General features: G+C 68.9%; 19 protein-coding genes. 13 read left to right on the top strand and 6 right to left on the bottom strand.

From position 1 onward, the window contains the following. Window positions 1-101: 101 nt before the first annotated feature. Window positions 102-530, bottom strand: coding sequence for a hypothetical protein (locus ACFW0G_RS07230; RefSeq protein ID WP_378323934.1), 429 nt, complete (start codon window positions 528-530; stop codon window positions 102-104). 175 nt (window positions 531-705) lie between these two features. Next, window positions 706-912 (bottom strand): hypothetical protein, encoded by a 207-nt coding sequence (locus ACFW0G_RS07225; RefSeq protein WP_378323933.1) that lies wholly within the window; start codon window positions 910-912, stop codon window positions 706-708. A gap of 463 nt (window positions 913-1,375) precedes the next feature. On the opposite strand from ACFW0G_RS07225, the gene ACFW0G_RS07220 reads away from it, so the two are divergent. The 4 genes from ACFW0G_RS07220 to ACFW0G_RS07205 all read left to right on the top strand — a co-directional run bounded on the left by ACFW0G_RS07220 (window position 1,376) and on the right by ACFW0G_RS07205 (window position 8,938). After that, window positions 1,376-2,050, top strand: coding sequence for a response regulator (locus tag ACFW0G_RS07220; RefSeq protein WP_378323932.1), 675 nt, complete (start codon window positions 1,376-1,378; stop codon window positions 2,048-2,050). A gap of 76 nt (window positions 2,051-2,126) precedes the next feature. Next, on the top strand, window positions 2,127-3,200 hold the full coding sequence (locus ACFW0G_RS07215; RefSeq protein WP_378323931.1) for a PAS domain S-box protein: 1,074 nt from the start codon (window positions 2,127-2,129) through the stop codon (window positions 3,198-3,200). A gap of 183 nt (window positions 3,201-3,383) precedes the next feature. Further along, the gene (locus ACFW0G_RS07210) at window positions 3,384-4,367 is read left to right on the top strand and encodes a transcriptional regulator (RefSeq protein ID WP_378323930.1); all 984 of its coding nucleotides are present in this window, start codon (window positions 3,384-3,386) and stop codon (window positions 4,365-4,367) included. Window positions 4,368-4,435: 68 nt separating this feature from the next. Next, window positions 4,436-8,938, top strand: coding sequence for a HAMP domain-containing protein (locus ACFW0G_RS07205; protein ID WP_378323929.1), 4,503 nt, complete (start codon window positions 4,436-4,438; stop codon window positions 8,936-8,938). Here the strand turns inward: ACFW0G_RS07205 and ACFW0G_RS07200 are convergent. From ACFW0G_RS07200 to ACFW0G_RS07190, 3 genes are all read right to left on the bottom strand, one after another. Next, a complete protein-coding gene (locus ACFW0G_RS07200; protein WP_378323928.1) occupies window positions 8,928-9,323 on the bottom strand; it encodes a response regulator transcription factor in 396 nt (131 codons plus the stop codon). The genes ACFW0G_RS07205 and ACFW0G_RS07200 overlap by 11 nt on opposite strands. A gap of 59 nt (window positions 9,324-9,382) precedes the next feature. After that, a complete protein-coding gene (locus tag ACFW0G_RS07195; protein WP_378323926.1) occupies window positions 9,383-9,676 on the bottom strand; it encodes an ANTAR domain-containing protein in 294 nt (97 codons plus the stop codon). Between the two features lie 207 nt (window positions 9,677-9,883). Continuing rightward, window positions 9,884-10,111, bottom strand: coding sequence for a hypothetical protein (locus tag ACFW0G_RS07190; protein WP_378323925.1), 228 nt, complete (start codon window positions 10,109-10,111; stop codon window positions 9,884-9,886). Between the two features lie 492 nt (window positions 10,112-10,603). On the opposite strand from ACFW0G_RS07190, the gene ACFW0G_RS07185 reads away from it, so the two are divergent. From ACFW0G_RS07185 to ACFW0G_RS07175, 3 genes are all read left to right on the top strand, one after another. Further along, window positions 10,604-11,353: a GAF and ANTAR domain-containing protein gene (locus ACFW0G_RS07185; RefSeq protein WP_378323924.1), complete on the top strand. Its 750-nt coding sequence runs from the start codon at window positions 10,604-10,606 to the stop codon at window positions 11,351-11,353. 59 nt (window positions 11,354-11,412) lie between these two features. Beyond that, the gene (locus ACFW0G_RS07180) at window positions 11,413-12,132 is read left to right on the top strand and encodes a GAF and ANTAR domain-containing protein (protein WP_378323923.1); all 720 of its coding nucleotides are present in this window, start codon (window positions 11,413-11,415) and stop codon (window positions 12,130-12,132) included. 301 nt (window positions 12,133-12,433) lie between these two features. Next, window positions 12,434-13,393, top strand: a complete 960-nt coding sequence (locus tag ACFW0G_RS07175) for a hypothetical protein (RefSeq protein ID WP_378323922.1) — start codon at window positions 12,434-12,436, stop codon at window positions 13,391-13,393. A 3-nt stretch (window positions 13,394-13,396) separates the two neighbouring features. On the opposite strand, the gene ACFW0G_RS07170 is transcribed toward ACFW0G_RS07175, so the two are convergent. After that, on the bottom strand, window positions 13,397-14,041 hold the full coding sequence (locus tag ACFW0G_RS07170) for a sigma-70 family RNA polymerase sigma factor (protein ID WP_378323921.1): 645 nt from the start codon (window positions 14,039-14,041) through the stop codon (window positions 13,397-13,399). Window positions 14,042-14,329: 288 nt separating this feature from the next. Here ACFW0G_RS07170 and ACFW0G_RS07165 point away from each other — a divergent pair, with 288 nt between their 5' ends. The 6 genes from ACFW0G_RS07165 (at window position 14,330) to ACFW0G_RS07140 (ending at window position 19,372) form a co-directional block, all read left to right on the top strand. After that, the gene (locus tag ACFW0G_RS07165) at window positions 14,330-14,923 is read left to right on the top strand and encodes an ANTAR domain-containing protein (protein ID WP_378323920.1); all 594 of its coding nucleotides are present in this window, start codon (window positions 14,330-14,332) and stop codon (window positions 14,921-14,923) included. 277 nt (window positions 14,924-15,200) lie between these two features. Continuing rightward, a complete protein-coding gene (locus ACFW0G_RS07160; protein WP_378324011.1) occupies window positions 15,201-15,848 on the top strand; it encodes a LuxR C-terminal-related transcriptional regulator in 648 nt (215 codons plus the stop codon). A gap of 361 nt (window positions 15,849-16,209) precedes the next feature. Next, complete coding sequence (locus ACFW0G_RS07155; RefSeq protein ID WP_378323919.1) at window positions 16,210-17,130, top strand: AraC family transcriptional regulator; 921 nt, start codon at window positions 16,210-16,212, stop codon at window positions 17,128-17,130. 240 nt (window positions 17,131-17,370) lie between these two features. Next, window positions 17,371-18,336: an ATP-binding cassette domain-containing protein gene (locus ACFW0G_RS07150; protein WP_378323918.1), complete on the top strand. Its 966-nt coding sequence runs from the start codon at window positions 17,371-17,373 to the stop codon at window positions 18,334-18,336. Beyond that, window positions 18,333-19,127, top strand: coding sequence for an ABC transporter permease (locus ACFW0G_RS07145; protein ID WP_378323917.1), 795 nt, complete (start codon window positions 18,333-18,335; stop codon window positions 19,125-19,127). Before ACFW0G_RS07150 ends, ACFW0G_RS07145 begins: the two co-directional genes overlap by 4 nt. Before the next feature lie 32 nt (window positions 19,128-19,159). Then, window positions 19,160-19,372 (top strand): DUF5988 family protein, encoded by a 213-nt coding sequence (locus ACFW0G_RS07140; protein ID WP_378323916.1) that lies wholly within the window; start codon window positions 19,160-19,162, stop codon window positions 19,370-19,372. Window positions 19,373-19,412: the final 40 nt, after the last annotated feature.

Here is a 19,412-nt window from a genome sequence, read left to right as displayed (position 1 = left end):
CCCGCGGCCTGCCTCTTTATTGGCCCCTTTCTGCACATAACCCAGAACGAAGGCCTTCACCTCCTTTTCATCCTGAGGCATCAGGTCGTCCATCTCCTCGATCAGGCGGTCAAGGTTCTCATACCTCGATTTTTGGTCCGAGACCGGCGCTTCGTGATGGACTGACGGTTCATCAATTTGGCCGATGCGTCCGAATGAATTTTCCTGCCGAGCCGGACTGTCAACGCCATGCGTAACTCGTGTAGTGCCCATACCCAGCGCCAGCGGGCCTCGTCATCCTCCGGTTCGACCACGCCGCCCTGGCTGGGTAGTGATTCAAGCGATGCCGTGACCGCGAGAAGTGTATCCACGAGGCACGCACGCACCTCACGCTGATCGCCGGCTCGCCGGGCTTCGAGGATGGCGGAGACAACAGGGTCGTAAACGTCGTCTTCGAGTGCACGGGCGACCCGGCGGTGATAGTCGTTCAGATGTTTTCTCAGCCAACGGATCTGCCGTGGAGTGAGAACTCCGACAATGGACGTCCCCACAGCGATCCCAGCAAATCACCTGACCGTCCTTCGTACGAACTGCTGATATCTATGACGACCCAGCCGGTTACGGTACTGGCGGTCGAATAACTGGTGGGTCAGATGTGCCCGTCGAGTCGAACCTGGTGGCCGGAAGTGCCCGGTAGGGAATGCCACCGTCGGCGGCGGGGCGGGATTATTCGCCGCGCGGGGGCCCGGGCGGGTCCTCGGGGATCGGATAGCCGGTGTCGACGAGACCACCCGCCGAGAGCACCAGCCCCGCGGCGGTTTCGGCGATCTCGACCGCGGCCAGCAGACCGCCGAGCAGCAGTGCCGTGCCGAGGCCCTGCTCGTCGGCCGGCGGATGTGCCGTGGGTCGTTCCAGGACGTCGTGGTCAGGCATGGGAACCTCGTCCGTGCGGATCGGATTCTCCGTGGCGGCCGGTACCGGCATCGGCGCTCTGACGGCGCGCCGGATCGGATCGGCCACCGACGGCGCGGCTCATGATCTGTGCCGGGCGACCGCGGCGCCGTTCGTCCGACAGCGTCGCGAACTGAATGCGTACACCCATGATGCCCGTCGCCTCCTGTTCCCCACCCGGGACGGATTGATCGACCGTCGGGGTCCAGAACGGCGACAGCCGGCTCGCCTGGTGCCACGAGGCGGAGCCGACCGGCTACACCCCGCATCCTATTCCCGGCCTCGCCCCGCGTTCAGCCGCCGAACGGACGCATGCGGTCCGAAATGTGGATGACCTTGGCAAAGGGTGGAAAACGCGCACCGGTCGGCGGACGCGTCGGCCGGTGCGCGTGGGCCACAATGACCCCGGCGGCCGCCGACGCCGCGACGACGCGGAGGTGGGTGGATGCCGGACACGCCGGGCGCGGCGCGTGCTTCCCGGGGCGGGACGCCCACCCGGGTGCTCCTGGTCGAGGATCACGCGATGGTCGCCGAAGCGCTCATGGCGGCGTTCGAGGCGTATCCCGAAATCGAACTGGTGGGCTGCGCGCATTCCCTCGCCGAAGGCATCCCCGCGACGGCGCGGCAGCGGCCGGACGTCGTACTGCTGGACCGCAGGCTGCCCGACGGCGACGGAATCGACGCGATTCCGCGGCTGCGCGCGGAATCGCCGTCCACCAGGGTGCTGATCTTCACCGGCGACGCGAACAGTGCCATGGCGGCCAGGATCCTCGAAGCGCGCGGGGCCGGGCTGTTGCTGAAATCCGGGTTGCTCGGGCAACTCGTCGAAAGCATTCGCACGGTCGCGGGCGGCGAGATCGTCATCCAGCCCGAACTGCTCGCCGGCGCACTCGCCGAACTCGCCGGGAAACCCGAACTGCTGGCGCCCGCGCTGACCATCCGGGAACGGCAGGTGCTGATCCGGGTGGCCGAAGGGCTGGGCACCGAACAGATCGCCGAAGAACTCGCGCTCGCGCGGAATACCGTGCGCAATCACGTGCAGCGCATTCTCACCAAGACCGGGACGCATTCGAAACTGGAAGCCGTCGCGGTCGCCCGGCGGACCGGACTCATTGAGTGAGCTGATTCCCCGGCGATCATTCGTCTGCTCGGGTGAGAACGGGGAAAGCACGCCGGAACGCGTGGGAAGCTGCACTATGACCACGTCATCGGGAAGGCCTGGCGCGGCGCCGCCGAGCCAGGCCCTCTTCGAACTGTTCATCGCCAACGTCGTCGACTACGCGATCTTCACCACCGACGTGCGTGGTTTCGTCGTCACCTGGAACGCCGGCGCCGAACGGATCAAGGGATACCGGGCGGACGAGATCATCGGGCAGCATTTCTCGGTGTTCTACCCGCCGGAGGAGGTCGCCGACGGGAAGCCGGAGGCGGAGCTGGCGGCCGCGGCCGACCAGGGCCGGTTCGAAGAGGAAGGCTGGCGGCTTCGCAAGGACGGGACGCGGTTCTGGGCCAATTCCGTGCTCACCGCCGTGCGTGACGAACGGGGCGAGATCGTCGGATTCGGCAAGGTGGTCCGTGATCTGACGCCGTCGCTGGACCGGGTGGGCAGGCAGCAGGTGTTCACCCATCTGGTGCGGGCACAGGAAACCGAGCGGCGGCGGATCGCGTGGGACGTCCACGACGATTCGATCCAGTCGATGATCGCGGTGAGCATGCGGCTGCAGATGCTGGCCGCGCGCCAGTCCGAAGAGGTGCGCACGGCGCTGGCCGGGCTGGACGAGTCCATTCAGGAGACCATCGCCAGGCTGCGCGCGCTGGTCGCCCATCTGCGGCCGCCGGTCCAGGACAGCGACGATCTGGTGTCCGCGTTGCGCGCCTACCTCGACGACGTGGTCGAGGGCTGGGGGCTCGAATGCACGCTGCGGCAGGACATCGACGTCTCCTCGCTCACCCCGGAGGTCGTCGTGAACGTGTTCCGGATCGTCCAGGAGGCGATGGTGAACGTGCGTAAGCACGCGTCGGCGAGCCGGGTCGACGTCGTGCTCGCCGAACGGGACGGCGGGCTGCTGGTCCGGGTGTCCGACGACGGGGTCGGCATGGACGCCGCGGCGGTCGGCGCCGGGCGCTGGGAACACGTCGGTCTTTCGGCGATGCGGGAGCGGGCCGAGGCGGCGCAGGGCTGGCTGACGGTGGACAGCGCGCCCGGCGCGGGCGTGACGATCGAATTCTGGATGCCCGAATATCGGACGCGCAGCGGCGAGAAGGGCTGATCGATGCGGAAACGCAATCGGCGTCGGCAATGCCTCCGGCCGCCGGGCGTGAAAAAATACCGGGGAGCCCGGTTGCCGCTCGGCCAGTCCCGGCATTCCCGCGCTCCGCACGAAATGAACCCGCTCGTCACTCCGGCCCCCGGTGGCCCACCCCTCGGTGGTACCCGATCACGGAGGCCCGAAATGACCGTAGAGCAAGCATTTTCCTACTGCACCGACTCCCATTGGCCCGTGGTGGGCCGCGGCCGGATCGGCTGCGCCGAAGTCAGGAAGGTGGAGGCCGAGACGAGAACGTTCCGCGCGCTGGACTACCGCTACGGTGGCGGCTGGTGCCGGGACGCGGTGGCCGCGCAGCTGAACTGGGCGCTCCGGTTGCTCGACGCCGACTGCTCCTCGGCGGTCCGTGCCGCGCTGTGCTCGGCACTGGCGGATCTGGCCGGGCTGGCCGGCTGGACCGCGTTCGACTCCGGACGTCCCGTCGTCGCGCACGCCTGGCTCGACCACGCGGCCGAGCTCGCCGGTGAGGGCGGCGACGACGCGCTGCTGTCCAATATCCGTTATCGGCAGGGGCGGGTGTTCCTGCACCACGACGCCCCGCGCGAGGCGCTGGAGGCGTTCCAGCGCGGTGTGGTCGCCGCCGAGTCCGGCGAGTGCACGCTCATGCTGAGTGTGCTGTACGCGAACCAGGCGTGGGCCTACGCGAAGCTCGCCGATCCCCGGCCCGCGCTCGCCGCGCTCGGTCGTGCGGTCGACGCCTTCGAACGCGCCGACGCGGCGGACGCCCCGGCCTCGGCCCAGTTCTTCGGCGAGACCGACCTGGCCGCGATGGCGGGCACGGTCTACGTCGAACTCGCCGCCGCCGTCGACACCATGTACGCGGCGATGGCGGTCAACGAGCTGACCCGGGTGGTGGCGCGGTACGGCGACCGCATGGCCCGCAGCAGGTCGCTGTGCCTGACGATGCTGGCGACGAGTCATCTGCTCTCGGAGGACGTCGACGAGGCCGTCGCGGTCGCCGACCGGGCGCTGACCGAGGCCATGGCGCTGAGTTCGCGGCGGTTCCGTGACCGGCTGGCCCCGCTCGAACAGCAGGCGCGGCTGCGCCAGGCGAATCCGTCCGCCTGCGAGCTGGCCGACCAGGTCGCGGAGTTCCGGACCGCGGCCTGAACCCCGCCGCGCGGCCACGGCGGCGCGACCCCCTTGCGACCACCCCCCCTCGACCCCGGGAGCACGCGATGGCCGAATCACGAGCGGTGAAGCGGAGCGGGACGGCCTTGGACGACCAAGGCCTGCAACGACTGCTCGACGGCCTGAAGGCGGTGCGGGACGGCGATTTCAGCACCCGGCTGCCCCGCGCCGAGGACGGCCTGGTGGACGAGATGGCCGCCGTGTTCAACGGGATGGTCGACCAGCTCGCGCTGTTCACCTCGGAGGTCACCCGGGTCGCGCGGGAGGTCGGGACGGAGGGCAAGCTCGGCGGTCAGGCCTCGGTCCCGGAGGTCTCGGGGACCTGGAAGGACCTCACCGACTCGGTCAACGCCATGGCGGGCAACCTCACCGGCCAGGTCCGCGACATCGCCGAAGTCGCGACCGCGGTGGCGAAGGGCGATCTGTCGCAGAAGATCACCGTCGACGTCAAAGGCGAGATGCTCGAACTGAAGAACACGATCAACACCATGGTGGATCAGCTGTCGGCGTTCGCGGACGAGGTCACCCGGGTGGCGCGCGAGGTCGGCAGCGAGGGACGTCTCGGCGGGCAGGCCGAAGTCCCCGGCGTGGCGGGGACGTGGCGGGATCTGACGACGTCGGTGAACTTCATGGCGGGCAACCTCACCAACCAGGTGCGCTCGATCGCCGAGGTCACCACCGCGGTGGCGAAGGGCGATCTGTCGCAGAAGATCACCGTCGACGCGCGGGGCGAGATCCTCGAACTCAAGAACACCATCAACACCATGGTGGATCAGCTGTCGGCGTTCGCGGACGAGGTGACGCGGGTGGCGCGCGAGGTCGGCACCGAAGGGATCCTCGGCGGGCAGGCGCAGGTGCCCGGTGTCGCGGGGACGTGGCGGGATCTGACGACGTCGGTGAACTTCATGGCGGGCAACCTCACCGCGCAGGTCCGCTCGATCGCGCAGGTCGCGACCGCGGTGGCGAAGGGCGATCTGACACAGAAGATCCGGGTCGACGCGCGCGGCGAGATCCTCGAACTGAAGAACACGATCAACATCATGGTCGACCAGCTTTCGTCCTTCGCGGACGAGGTCACTCGCGTCGCGCGGGAGGTGGGCACGGAAGGTCGTCTCGGCGGGCAGGCCGACGTGAAGGGCGTTTCGGGGACGTGGAAAGGCCTGACGGAGTCGGTGAACGTCATGGCCGACAACCTCACCGATCAGGTCCGCTCCATCGCCGAGGTCACCACCGCCGTCGCGCGCGGCGACCTCTCGCAGAAGATCCGGGTCGACGCGCGGGGCGAGATCCTGGAACTCAAGGACACGATCAACACGATGGTCGGCCAGCTTTCCTCGTTCGCGGACGAGGTCACTCGCGTCGCGCGGGAGGTGGGCACGGAAGGACGTCTCGGCGGGCAGGCCGATGTGAAGGGCGTTTCGGGGACGTGGAAAGGCTTGACGGAGTCGGTGAACGTGATGGCCGACAACCTCACCGATCAGGTCCGCTCCATCGCGCAGGTGGCCACGGCCGTGGCGCGCGGCGACCTGTCCCAGAAGATCACGGTCGAGGCCAAGGGCGAGGTGGCCGCACTCGCGCAGACGATCAACACCATGGTCGACACGCTCTCGGCGTTCGCCGACGAGGTGACGCGGGTCGCGCGAGAGGTTGGTACGGAAGGGATTCTCGGCGGCCAGGCGCGCGTGCCCAACGTCGCCGGGACGTGGAAGGACCTCACCGACAACGTCAACTCGATGGCGAACAACCTCACCGGCCAGGTGCGCAACATCGCGCAGGTGACCACCGCGGTGGCACGCGGCGATCTGACCAAGAAGATCGACGTCGACGTCCGCGGGGAGATCCTGGAACTCAAGACCACCATCAACACGATGGTCGACCAGCTCTCCGCGTTCGCCGCCGAGGTCACCCGCGTCGCGCGCGAAGTGGGCAGCGAAGGGAGGCTCGGCGGGCAGGCCGAGGTCGAGGGTGTGTCCGGCACGTGGAAACGGCTCACCGAGAACGTGAACGAGCTGGCGGGCAACCTGACCCGCCAGGTGCGGGCCATCGCGGAGGTCACCGGCGCGGTCGCGACCGGCGACCTCACCCGGTCGATTTCCGTTGAGGCGCAAGGAGAAGTGGCCGAACTCAAGGACAACATCAACGCGATGGTGCAGTCGCTGCGCGAGACCACCCGGGCCAACGAGGAGCAGGATTGGCTCAACACCAACCTCGCGCGTATCTCCGGGCTGATCCAGGGGCACCGCGATCTGCGGGTGGTGGCCCAGCTGATCATGAACGAGCTGGCCCCGCTCGTCGGCGCGCAGCACAGCACGTTTTTTCTCACCGAGCCGGGCGAGGACCGGCCCCGGTTGCGGTTGATCGCCGCCTATGGGCACAGCGAAGGCGCCGACGTCGTCACGCGGTTCGACCTCGGGCAGTCGCTGATCGGGCAGGCCGCGCAGGCGAAGAAGCCGATCGTCGTCGACCAGACCCCGCCCGAGTACGTCAAGATCTCCTCCGGCCTCGGCTCCGCCGCGCCGGTGAACCTGATCGTGCTGCCGATCGTGTTCGAGGACCAGGCGCTCGGTGTCATCGAACTGGCCTCCTTCACCCGGTTCACCGCGGTGCAACGGGACTTCCTCGAACAGCTGATGGAGACCATCGGCGTCAACGTCAACACCATCATCGCCAACGCGCGCACGGACTCGCTGCTGGAGGAGTCGCAGCGGCTCGCCGCCGAACTGCAGGCGCGGTCGGAGGAACTCCAGGCACAGCAGGCGAAACTGCAGCGGTCCAACGCCGAGCTGGAGGAGAAGGCGGAACTGCTGGCCACGCAGAACCGCGACATCGAGGTGAAGAACTTCGAGATCGAGCAGGCGCGGCAGGAGATCGAGGAACGCGCGCAGCAGCTGGCGCTCGCGTCGAAGTACAAGTCGGAGTTCCTCGCCAACATGTCGCACGAGCTGCGGACGCCGCTGACCAGCCTGCTGATCCTGGCCGGGGTGCTCGCGCAGAACTCGACCCAGAACCTGACCCCGAAACAGGTCGAGTTCGCCAAGGTGATCCAGTCCGCGGGCACCGACCTGCTGCAGCTGATCAACGACATCCTCGACCTGTCGAAGGTCGAGGCGGGCAAGATGGACATCCATCACGAGCCGTTCCCGCTGCGGCAGCTGGTCGACTACGTGCGGACCACGTTCCAGCCGCTCACCGCGGAGAAGGGGCTCGACTTCCAGGTCACGGTGGGCAGGGACGTGCCGGGCCTGCTGTTCACCGACGAGCAGCGGCTGCGCCAGGTGCTGCGCAACCTGTTGTCCAACGCGGTGAAGTTCACCGAAGAGGGCAGCGTCGAGCTGCGTGTCGAGCTCGTGGATCAGGAGGTGCTGTCCTCGCCCGCCGGGCACGAGCTGGTCGCCTTCGTCGTCGCGGACACCGGGATCGGGATCGCGGAGGAGAATCTGGACTCCATCTTCGGCGCGTTCCAGCAGGCCGACGGGACCACGAGCCGGAAGTACGGCGGGACCGGGCTCGGCCTGTCGATCAGCCGTGAGGTCGCGTTCCTGCTCGGCGGGGAGATCCGCGCGGAGAGCAGGCTCGGCGAGGGCAGCACGTTCACCCTGTTCCTGCCGGTCGCGCAGTACACCGCGGGCACCGCCGACCCCGGCACCGAGCGGCCCGACGCCGCCGAGCAGCTCGGCCGTCGCCGCGTCCTCGTGGTGGAAAGCCAGGAGAACAACCTCCTGACATTGCTGGCCAGGGGCGTCGCGGCGGATCTGGCCTACACCCACGGTGCGGTGCCGGTGGTCGGGGTGGAGGCGGTGTCCAACCCCGCCGAGGCGATCGACGCGCTGACCGCGCGGACGTTCCGCTGCATCGTGCTGGACACCAGCATGCCGGGCACCACCGCGCTGACCTTCCTCAAGCGGTTGACCGAGGGCCCGGACCCGATCGAGGTCCCGGTGCTCGCCCACGCGAGCCGGAAGCTGTCCGCCGCGCAGGAACGGCTGCTCCAGGCGCACGTCCGGGTGCACCCGGTGGAGCTACTGTCCTCTTTGGACTCCTTGCGGGAGCGGATCATGCTGCACCTGTCCGCGAGCGAGCTGGACGGAATCCTGCCGCTGATGCGCAAGCCGGAGACCGCGCCCGCGCCGTCGACGGAGAACGAGCGCGACGGCGAGCCGCCGACGTCCTACCGGCTGCGTGGCCGGAAGGTCCTGCTCATCGACGACGACACCCGCAACGTGTTCGCCATCTCGGGGATGCTGGAGCTGCACGGGCTGCGGGTGGTGCACGCGCCGAACGGCCGCAAGGGCATCGAGATGCTGCTCGCCGACGAGGGGATCGACCTGATCCTGATGGACGTGATGATGCCGGAGATGGACGGCTACGCCACCACCGCCGCGATCCGCGAGATGCCGCGGTTCGCGGGGCTGCCGATCATCACGGTCACCGCCAAGGCGATGGAGGGTGATCGGGAGAAGAGCCTCGCCGCGGGCGCGAGCGACTACGTGACGAAGCCGGTGGACACCGCCGAACTGCTCGCCTGCATGGAACGCTGGCTCAGTCGCTGACCCGCTCGCCGAGCCGCCGGATCGCCGCGATGATCTCGGTGTTCGGGCTGCCTTTGACGAGGTACTCGGTGACCCCGGCCGCGGCCATCTGCGCGATCGAGCCGCTGTCGCTGTGCGCGGAGAAGGCCATCAGTCCCAGCCCGGGGACCCGGCGGCGGAGTTCCCGCGCCATCCACGCCCCGCCGCCGGGGATGCGCACATCCAGTACGGCGACCTCGGGTGCGCACCGCTCGGCCAGTTCCACCGCCTCGGCCGCGTCACCGGCGACCCCGACGACGTCGAGATCCGGTTCGGTTTCCAGCAGCGCTTGCAGCGCGTCGCGGACGATCGGGTTGTCGTCAGCGATCAGTATCCGCAGCCGGGAGTGGTTTCGCCTCGGACCCATCAGAGCCCCCGGACCTCCCTCGCCGGCGTAGTCGGCCCCCAGACTGACCATGGTGCCGCTCAGCACGCCACGCGCCGGGCTTCACCCGTCTGGCCGATCAACGCCCGGGCGGCATCGTGGATCTTGAGGTTGTGGTCCCGGCAGAAGGACCGCAGCATGGCGAATGCCTCGTCCACGTCGATCCCGTAGCGTTCGGCGAGGATACCCTTCGCCTGCTCGATCGGCAGCCGGTGGTCCAGCGCGTACTGGAGCTGATCCGCCCGCGTACGGTAGTAGCGGAGGCGGTTCCGCAGTGCTTCGATCTCGCTGCTCTGGGCGGTGAGATTCGGGGGCCGGGACTTCGTGGTGTCCATGCACGAAGGATCACACAGCGCGCGGTGACCGGTGAAGACACGAAGGTCCCGGGCCCGTTAGGTGCAAATGACCCTGGCCGGGTTTCGAAACGGAATACCCCGAGGGACGACCAGCGCCGTGAAGGGGTCCTTCATAGCGCTGAGCGCGCTGAAAGCGCCCTTCGCCGCATCGCAGTCCACAAAGGACAAAGCGGGCGGCCGAGTGGATCAGCTCGCCTCCGATGGTCCACCGGCGCCGTGCACGCGCACGGGCACGCCGAAAAGCCGGGAAGGCAGCCGCCCGGCGGGCACCGTGCCGGGATTCACCCACACGTCGAGGGCGGGCGCGCCGTCGGAGTAGCCCCGGCCGACCCCGACGACGCCGGGCACCTCGTCCAGCCAGCGGGCGGCGGTGGCGAGCGCGGCGCCGAGGTCGGGGCGGGCTTTCGCGGGCATGTTACGGGTTCGCCCGGATGCCGGGCGGGGCGAGCGACAGGTGTTCTGCCGGAAGCCCGGAGTATTCGATCATTTCCGGGACCACTTCCCTCGCGGGGTGAACGGGGCGAGAATCGGCTCCGCGGCCACTGTCCCGCAGTATTCCGCGTCCCGCCATAGGTCAACCGGGTGCGTCGGCGCGGATCCTCTTGTCGCACAAGGAAGATCTGTTCCCGGAGCGAGACTGCGCCGGATGCGGGCGCACCGGCGAACCGGGGACTTTCGGCACTATTGTTTCAGGGTTTCGCGAGAGGGGATCGGTAAGGATCCCGCAGCCATCGGTGCTCGGCGACAATGGGGGTCGCCGAGCGCGGGAATCGCGCGTATGTTCGAACTCTCGCGGAGGGTGACCCGCCCGGGGTGTTGCGCCGGGCGTGCGGCACGGGGATAGGTAGGATCGGCAAGGGTTTTCCTGTTCGGGAAGCCGCTGGTGTCCGGAAAGCCTGGAACAACGTGGTCACGGTTCACGACGGAAGCAGAGACGACTCGCGGCTCGCGAAGCTCTGGACTTCGCTGAGCGAGCTCGCGCGGGCGCGGCGCAGGCGCGTCACCGTGGAGTTCGTCTGCGAGGCCGTGGTGGACCGGTTCGGGGTGAAGGGCGCGTGCCTGGTGGTCGGCACCGGGGCCGGTACCGCCGAACTGCGGTACGCGACGGGGGAGCTGGGCACCCGGCTCACCGAGATCGAGGCGACCGTCGGCGAGGGGCCGGGGAGCCTGGTGCTGCGCACCGGCGTCCCCGTGCTCGTCGCCGACCTGGAGGCACCGGCGATCGGCCGTCGCTGGCCGCTGTTCGTGCCGCTGGCCGTCGAAGCGGGTGCCCGCTCGTGTCATGTGCTGCCGCTGTCGGCCGGAGCCAGCCGTGCCGGGGCGCTGACGCTCTACTGCGCCGAACCCGGATCGCTGCCCAGGGCCGCGGTGGGCGAGGCGCTCTCGTTCGCCGAGCTGGTCTGGATCCTGCTCCTCAATGAGCAGACCCACACAGGGGGTGGGAAACTGGTCGGGTCGGGCAACGGCTTCCCCTTGCTGAGCCCACAGGTGCACCAGGCGGCCGGAATGGTCGCCGCACAGCTGGACGTGAGCCTGGAGGACGCCTACGCCCGGCTGCGGGCACGTGCCTTCGCCGAACACCGCGGGCTGGCGGAGCTGGCGGCGGATGTGGTCGCGCGGCGGCTGAGATTCGCACCCGAACGGGATCCCGGCTGAGACGCAGCGGATGACCGTGATCGTTGTAGGGTGTTCCGGGTGCGGAGGTGCGTGGGTCGATGCGTGACGACAGTCTGACCGAGGTACTCGTCGAACTGGCGGACACTCTGGTCGACGACTTCGACGTGCTGGATTTCCTCCACCTCCTTTCCCTGCGCTGTGTCGAACTGCTCGAGATCGACGCGGCGGGCGTGCTGCTCGCCGATCCCCGCGGTGGCCTGCAGGTGGTGGCCAGCGCGGACGAGGAATCCCGGACCCACGAGCTGTTCCAGTTGCAGATCGACGAAGGCCCGTGCGCCGACGCGTATCGGCTCGGCGCGGTCGTCGGCTACACCGATCTGCCCGGGGCGGAGGCCAAATGGCCCTCGTTCGCGCTCAAGGCGTCCGCGGCCGGTTTCCAGGCCGCCTACGCGCTGCCGATGCGGTTGCGGTCCGACATCGTCGGCGTGCTGAACCTGCTGATCGGCGCGCCGGGAGCGCTCGACGGGCCGTCGATGCGCACCGCGCAGGCCATGGTGGACGTGGCCACGATCGGCCTCCTGCAGGCGCGCTCGGCCCGGCACTACGACGTCCTTATCGAACAGTTGCAGACTGCACTGTCCAGCAGGGTGGTCATCGAGCAGGCGAAAGGCTTCATCGCAGAACGGCTCGGCCTCGACATGGCGGGCGCGTTCGCGGTGCTGCGCGGATATTCGCGGCGCAACAACCGGAAACTGACCGAGGTCGCGACGGCGGTCGTCTCGCGTTCCGAAGACGTCCAGGATCTTTTCTCCGCCTGATATTCCCGTGCGCGGCGGGGTGTGCATTGCGCCGGTCGCGGATTCCCGTGCATCGGAAAGTGCGGATGGGAATGCGTGGATATCCGCACGCCGTAACACTGCGCCCGATCGGCGGATGGTCCCGGCATCCGGACTTACTAACATCAGTGAAGCTGTGGACGCCGGGGTACGCAGATGTGCCGTGACGGTGTAATCCCGTCCTGGACCCAGACGGCTGTCTGTTCGTCCGGTTGAAATACCAGGAGCGTGGGAATTCCATGGACATCCGTCAGGGACTCGTGGTGCGTTCGGAGGTGTGGTGATGACCGCGCTCACCGGTGAGGAACGGCTTCCAGTCCGAGTCGACACCGCGGACATCGAGGACCTGGAGGCGGCGGTCGAGACGTTCCGGGCGCTCGACTACCGCCTCGGCGGTGGCTACTGCCGGGACGCACTGCGGGTGCTGAAGACCAGTGGCCGCCTGTTGCGCCGGGGGATGGTGCCCGAGCACCTCCGTGCGCGGCTGTGCACCGTGCTCGCCGACACGGAGAACCTGTTGGGCTGGACCGAGTTCGACGCCGGGAACGCCCGGGTCGCCCAGCGTAGGTTCGAGCGCGCGATCGAACTGGCGACCGAGGCGGGCAACGATGATCTGGTGGCGAACGTGTGCTACCGGCTCGGCAGACTGCACCTGCACTACCACGCCGTCGGGGCGGCGGTGACCGAGTTCGCCCGCGGCCAGGAAGCCGCGCGGCGCGCCGGATCGGCTCTCGGTCAGGCGATCCTTTCGGCCAACCAGGCGTGGGCGCACGCGATGCGGGGCGACGCCGACGAGGCGCTGGCGAACCTGGGCCGGGCGGCGGACGAGTTCGCGGATTCCCGGGACACGCCGCCCGCGCCGTGGGCGGCGTTCTTCGGCGCCACCGATCTGGCGGCGATGGCAGGTACGGTGCGGACCGAGCTCGCCAGGACGGTGGACACGCGGCACGGGGAGCGGGCGATTCCCGAGCTGACGAAGGCGATCGACGGCTACGGACCGGAAATGGCCCGCAGCTGCTCCTTGACGCTGATCTGGCTCGCGGTGTGCCACGCCCTTGCGGGCGATCTCGACGAGGCCGCCGGGGCGGGCACGGAAGCGATCGAGCTGGCGCGCGGACTGCGGTCGGCGCGGACGAAGGACCGCTTGTGGCCGTTGGACGAGGCCATCCGGCGGAACGGGCCGAGCCCGCGCGGCGGTGAACTGCTTGAGCTGATCGGCCGGTTCCGGGCGCAACCGGCCTGATGACTACCGGGCGCCCAGCAACGCGCCCTCCCGTGGCGGGGCCGCGGGGGCGGATCGGCGCAGCTTGGTCAGCGCGCGGAACTGGGTGACGCGGACCGCGGCGGCGCTGGGCATGTTGAGCTTGGAGGCGGTTTCCTCGGCGGTGAATCCGAACAGGACCCGCATGCCCAGCACCTCCCGGTAGTTGTCGGGCAGCCGCTGGAGCATTCGCCTGAGCTGGCGTTGCTGGTCGAGGCGTTCGACCGCGTCCTCCGGCGGGACCGGTTCGGGGGCGACCACGGCGTCGGGATCGGGTAGCGGCTCGCACCGTTCCCTGCCGCGTCGCCGGAGCAGATCGCTGATCTTGTGCGCGGCGACACCGAAGACGAAGGACAGGAAGCGGTCCGTGCGATAGCGATAACGCGGCAGTGCGACCAGCACCGCGACCAGGACCTCCTGCGTGCAGTCCTCGGCGCCGGCGCAGCCGGTCTCCTGGACGCCGAGCCTGCTGACGCAGTAGCGCAGCACCATCGGCCGCAGCACCTCGGCGAGGGCGTTCAGTGCCTCCCGCTCGCCGGTGACCGCGGCTGCGATGAGCCGCGCGTCCGGGCGGGTGAAAGTGCTCGCGGTGGGCAGAATGTGGGAAAATTCCTGGGCATTTCCACGCATTCGGCTGCTCCCGGATCGATCGCGTCGGTCGGAATTCCCTTCGGAGTTCACGCTCGACCATCAGGGTCCGGGACAGCACGGGCGTACGGGAGACAACCCTGCCCCATTGGCGGGAGCTTGTCCACCGTCGTGGCCTCCGGCACCCGTTTGCGAGGAAAAGCCGATCACGGACACGCTCGGCAACTATCGCCGCACGCTACCTGCTCCTGGGTGTGGTGGGCGGCCGGGGTTCGTGTTTCATTGTCCTGGCAAGGAAAACCGGAATCCGGCCTGGCGGAGGGAGCCGCGATGTGCGGCGATCAGCTGATCGAGTCGATGATCCTATTGTCCGACACGTTGGCGCCGGATTTCGACGAGTCGATGTTCGGCCGTTTCCTCGTCGAGCGGGCGCGGGCACTGGCCGGGGCGGACAGCGTGGTGCTGTTGTTCGCCGGCTCCGGCGGGCGCCTGCGGATGGTGGCCGACGCCGGTGCCGGCCTCACCCGGGCCCGGCTGTGGCTCTCGGACTCCACCGTGGTGCCGTTGCGCAGAAGGACGGACACGGTCGGGTTGCTGTGCCTCATTCACGCGGACGGGAAAGGCGAAGACACGCACGCGCTGCGCACCGCTTCCGCGCTCGCGGACGCCGCGGCGATCGGCCTCCTGCACCGGCAGCGGATCCGCGAGAAGGCCGCACGGAGTGCGTTGCTGCAGGCGGAACTGGACCGCACGGTGGTGATCGCGCAGGCGACCGGTGTCCTCGCGGAGCGGTACAAGACCGATCCGGCGGCAGGCCGCGAATCGTTGCTGGCCCTCGCGCGCTCGCGGCGGCAACCGGTGGAGGTCACGGCCGCCGAAGTGGTCGCGTCCGGGGCCCGGACACGCCCGGAACGACCGGGGTGACCGCTTCGGCCGGGTGGCCGAGAATACGTTCGGCTGAACGGCGGAAATTCGCGGCTCTGCGCCGGGCAGCATGCGGTAAAGGGATGAACACGGACGGTTTGCAGATTGCCGGTTTCGTCAGGGGCACGCTAATTTCTGATCTCGGTGCGGGGATGTCGTGGCCGCGCGGACGGCCGCAGTCGGAGGTGGAATGCTTGACCGGGGACACTGTTTCGCGAGGTGCGCGTCGCACTATGGGAATCCGGGAAGGGGCCGGAACCGGTAGGCGCCGATCGTGATGCGGATATTGCTGGTCCTGGGTTCGTCCATCAGCTCGAACGGGATCAGGAGAATTCTCGCGAAAGAGCCGGAAACAGAAGTCGTCGAGGATGTGACGCAAACCGGGAGCGACGTCTTCGCCGCACTGGCCGCAGTGGAGCCGGACGTGGTCCTCGTCGACCGGGATCTGCCGGGCGAGGACGGGATCGCCGTCGTGGCCGAGGTCGTCCGGTCCACCGGGAGGCGTGCGCCATGGACACTGGTCCTCGCCGACGCGTACCGCCGGGGTGACGCCGCGCGGGCCGCGCGGGCGGGTGCGCGAGGGTACCTCATCAAGAACCAGGAGGCGTGGACCCTTGGCGCCGCACTGAAAGCCGTTGCGGGAGGGGAAGCGTGGCTTTCCCCGCAGGCGGCGGGGGAACTGCTGGAGGAGTTCCGCGGCGGCCGCCCCGGCAGGCGCGAGCCGCGCGGGGCCACACCCCTGACCGAACGCGAACGCGGCGTCATCCGCTTGATCGCCTACGGCTGTTCGAACCTCGAAGTCGCACGGGAACTCGGGGTGAGCGAGTCGACGGTCAAGACGCATGTGTCACGCATACTGGCCAAGCTGGATCTGCGCAGCCGCACCCAGCTCGCCGCGTTCGCGCGCGACCTCGGCATAGCCTGACCCACGACGGGAGAGGACCGGGAGTACGGGGCCGCGAATTCGTTCTTTCGACCGATGCGGGTGCGTTGTCGCGGTCCCTATAATCTGCTGTGCTGCCGGCGTCGGCCTTCGTTTTCGGGCGAGCCGGCGGTTTCGTGTGTAAAAAGGACAGAGAATTCAGGGCGCTGGATTTCACCCCGACGGTGGATTCCGGCGCCTGGTCGCGGGTGAAGGATGATCACGAGGGCGCGACGAGGCGACTTCCCCGGGGGTTACCCGAACGATTCGAAGGTCGGAGGTCATTGTGGTCGGGGTCGAGGTCCCTGAAGCGTCGTTGCCTCTCGCGCGCCACGAGTTGCTCCACTGCGGCGATCCGGAGTACGTGAGAGAGGTGTGCGGCCGGGTCCTGTGCCCGCACACGCTCGACGTCCTCGGGCCGGCCGCGCGACTGGACGCTCGGATGCATTCGGTGCGGCTGCGGGACATGTCGGTCAACTACGTCAGTTACGGCTGTGACGTGCGCATCCGCTACGCGCCGCAGGACACCTTCTTCGCGGTGCTCATCCCGTTGACCGGGCGGGCCGAGATCCGCAGTGGTCCGGACCGGGTGCTGGTGGGGGCGGGGCAGGCGTCGGTGCTCTCGCCGGCCGACCCGGTGACCATGCGCTGGACCGCGGACTGCACGCAACTGGTGCTGCGCATGGAACGCGCGTCGCTGGAAGCGCGGTTGAGTGATCTGCTCGGTGCCCCTTTGCGAAGACCCTTGCGCTTCGCGCCGTCGATGGACCTCGGCTCCGGGTACGGGCGGAGCTGGCGCCGCGCGGTGGATCTGCTGGTCACCGAGCTGGACCGGCCGGGGACGCTGATCGAACAGCCGGTGGTCGCGGACCGTTTCGAGTGGACACTCATGAGCGCGTTGCTGGTGGCGCACGCGAACAACTATTCGAGCATGCTCAACGGTGACGTGGCCGCGGCGCCCTCGCGCGCGGTGAGCATCGCGCTCGAATGGATGGAAAGCCACCCGCAGTGGCGACACACGACGGCGAGCCTCGCCCGCGAGGCCGATGTGACCGAACGCTCGCTGCAGCTGGGTTTTCGCAAGCATCTGAACATGCGGCCGATGGAGTATCTGCGCGAGATCCGGCTCCGCCGGGTGCACGACCAGCTGCGCGCCGCCCAGTCCGACGCGGTGACGGTGACCGCGGTGGCGGCCGAATGGGGATTTCTGCACACCGGCCGGTTCGCCGCCACCTATCAGCGACGGTTCGGCGAAAAGCCGTCGGAAACGCTGCGCCGCCACTGATTCCTTCGTGGCGATGGTGTCACGCCCTCGCTTGTCGCGAACGGAGCGTTCGCGACGATCAGCGTCCTGAACGGAGCGTTCGCGACAAAAGTGTGGCGCCCAGTACGCCGGCCGACTCTCCGGGTACGCGAGTTCGCCGTTTCCGCACCTGACCGAAAAGCACAAGGGGCCAATTACCGGGGATCGAATGTTTCGGTTCATGGATTGCCGCGTTCGGGCGGCCGTGGGGAGAATCGAGTCATGTCATTCGGTATTCGGGTGGAGGGTCTGGTCAAGCGTTTCGGGCCGACCGTGGCTCTGGACGGGATCGACCTCGCCGCCGGGGCGGGCACCGTGCTCGGGGTACTGGGGCCCAACGGTGCCGGGAAGACGACCGCGGTGCGGATTCTGGCCACACTGGTGCGGCCGGACGCTGGTGTGGCCATTGTGGACGGACACGACGTCGTCCGCGATCCGGTCGCGGTGCGGGAGGTGATCGGCCTCACCGGGCAGTACGCGTCGGTGGACGGCGATCTCACCGGCACCGAGAACCTCGTCCTCATGGGACGGTTGCTCGGCATGTCCGCGCGGGCGGCGCGGGCGCGGGCCGGCGAGCTGGCCGACCGGTTCCGGCTGGACGAGGTGGCGGGCCGGGCCGCGAAGACCTACTCGGGCGGGACCCGCAGGAGGCTCGACTTGGCCGCGAGCCTGCTCGGGCGGCCGCGAGTGCTCTTCCTGGACGAACCGACCACCGGGCTCGACGCCCATGTGCGCCGCGAACTGTGGGACGTCGTCCGGCGGCTCGTGGCCGACGGGGTCACGGTGCTGCTCACCACGCAGTATCTCGAGGAGGCGGACCGGCTCGCCGACCGCATCGCGGTGTTCTACCGCGGCCGGGTGGTGGCCGAGGGCACCCCCGGCGAGCTCAAGCGCCGGATCGGCGGGCACACCCTGCGGGTCCGGCCCGCGATTCCCGGCGACGTCGCCGTGGTCGCCGGGATCGTCGGGAAACTGGCAGGCGCCGCGCCCGCCTACGACACCACCACCGGACTGCTGACGGTGCCCGCCCGTGATCCGCTGCTGGTGTCCACTGTGGTCCGGAAACTGGACGAGGCCGGGATCGCCGCGGACGAACTGGCCCTGCGGTTGCCCAGTCTCGACGAGGTGTTCCTGTCGCTGACCGGCGTCCCCGGTGAGCGGCCGGTGCCGGAAGGAAGTGCGGTATGAGCGGGACGGACGCGAGGCGGCACGTCGGGCCCGGCGAGGCCGTGCGGCACTGCGCCGTCCTTTGTGGACGCGGCCTGCGAAAGATCCGGCGCAATCCGGAACATCTGGTGGACGTGACCGTACAGCCGGTCCTGTTCCTGGTGATGTTCGGCTTCCTGTTCGGTGGCGCGATCGCCGGGGACACCACGTCGTACCTGCGTAATCTGGTGCCCGGCCTGCTGGTGCCGACCGTGCTGCTGGCGAGCATGTCCGCCGGGGTGGGCCTCAACATCGACGTCGACCAGGGCGTGTTCGACCGCTTCCGCAGCATGCCCATCGCGCGCGCCGCGCCACTGGTCGGCGGGGTGCTGGCGGACGTGGTCCGCTATCTGCTCGCGTTCGGCACGGTGCTCGCCGTGGGCACGGCGATGGGGTTCCGGGTCCACACCGGACTCTTCGCGACGCTGGCGGCGGCCGGTCTGCTGGTGGCGGCCGGGCTGTGCTTCTGCTGGGTGACCGTCTACATCGGAATGGTCGTCCGCCGCCCCGATTCGGTGCAGGGCGTCGCGATCGCGTTGTTCATGCCGTTCGTGTTCGCCAGCAACGTTTTCGTCCCGAGTGCCAGCATGCCCGGCTGGCTGCGGGCATGGTCCGGGGTCAACCCGGTCAGCCTGCTCGCGGACGTCATGCGCGGGCTGCTCGCCGGTGGCCCCGTCGCCGGTCCGCTCGCCGGGGGACTGGTGTGGATGGTCGTGGCCGTGCTGGTGTTCTTCCCGCTCGCCATGCGTGCCTACCGGAAACGCGCGGGCTGAGGCCGGAGAGAGGAGGTGAACGAGCCATGGGCGTGGCTGAACCGAGTGTCGACGTGCGCCTGGAAGGCGGCCCGGACGGAGTCCCGGACCGGATGAGCGTCCGGTTTTCGGAGTTCTCCGCGAGATACCTGAAGATTCCGTTCCGGGCGGGGTACGAACATTTCGTACTGGATCTCGAATCGCCAGGGGGATGCGACGAAGCTCCCGTTTTCGTCTGGTGTGACCGGACGAAGGTCGCCGAATAACACGTTCGAGGAATTCCTTCCGTAGGTGGATTGTGCCCGA

The organism is Amycolatopsis sp. NPDC058986 (assembly GCF_042741125.1).
In the GTDB taxonomy this organism is placed as follows: Bacteria; Actinomycetota; Actinomycetes; order Mycobacteriales; family Pseudonocardiaceae; genus Amycolatopsis.
Note: the sequence above shows the minus strand (reverse complement) of the source record. Positions and strands in the feature narration are given on the sequence as shown.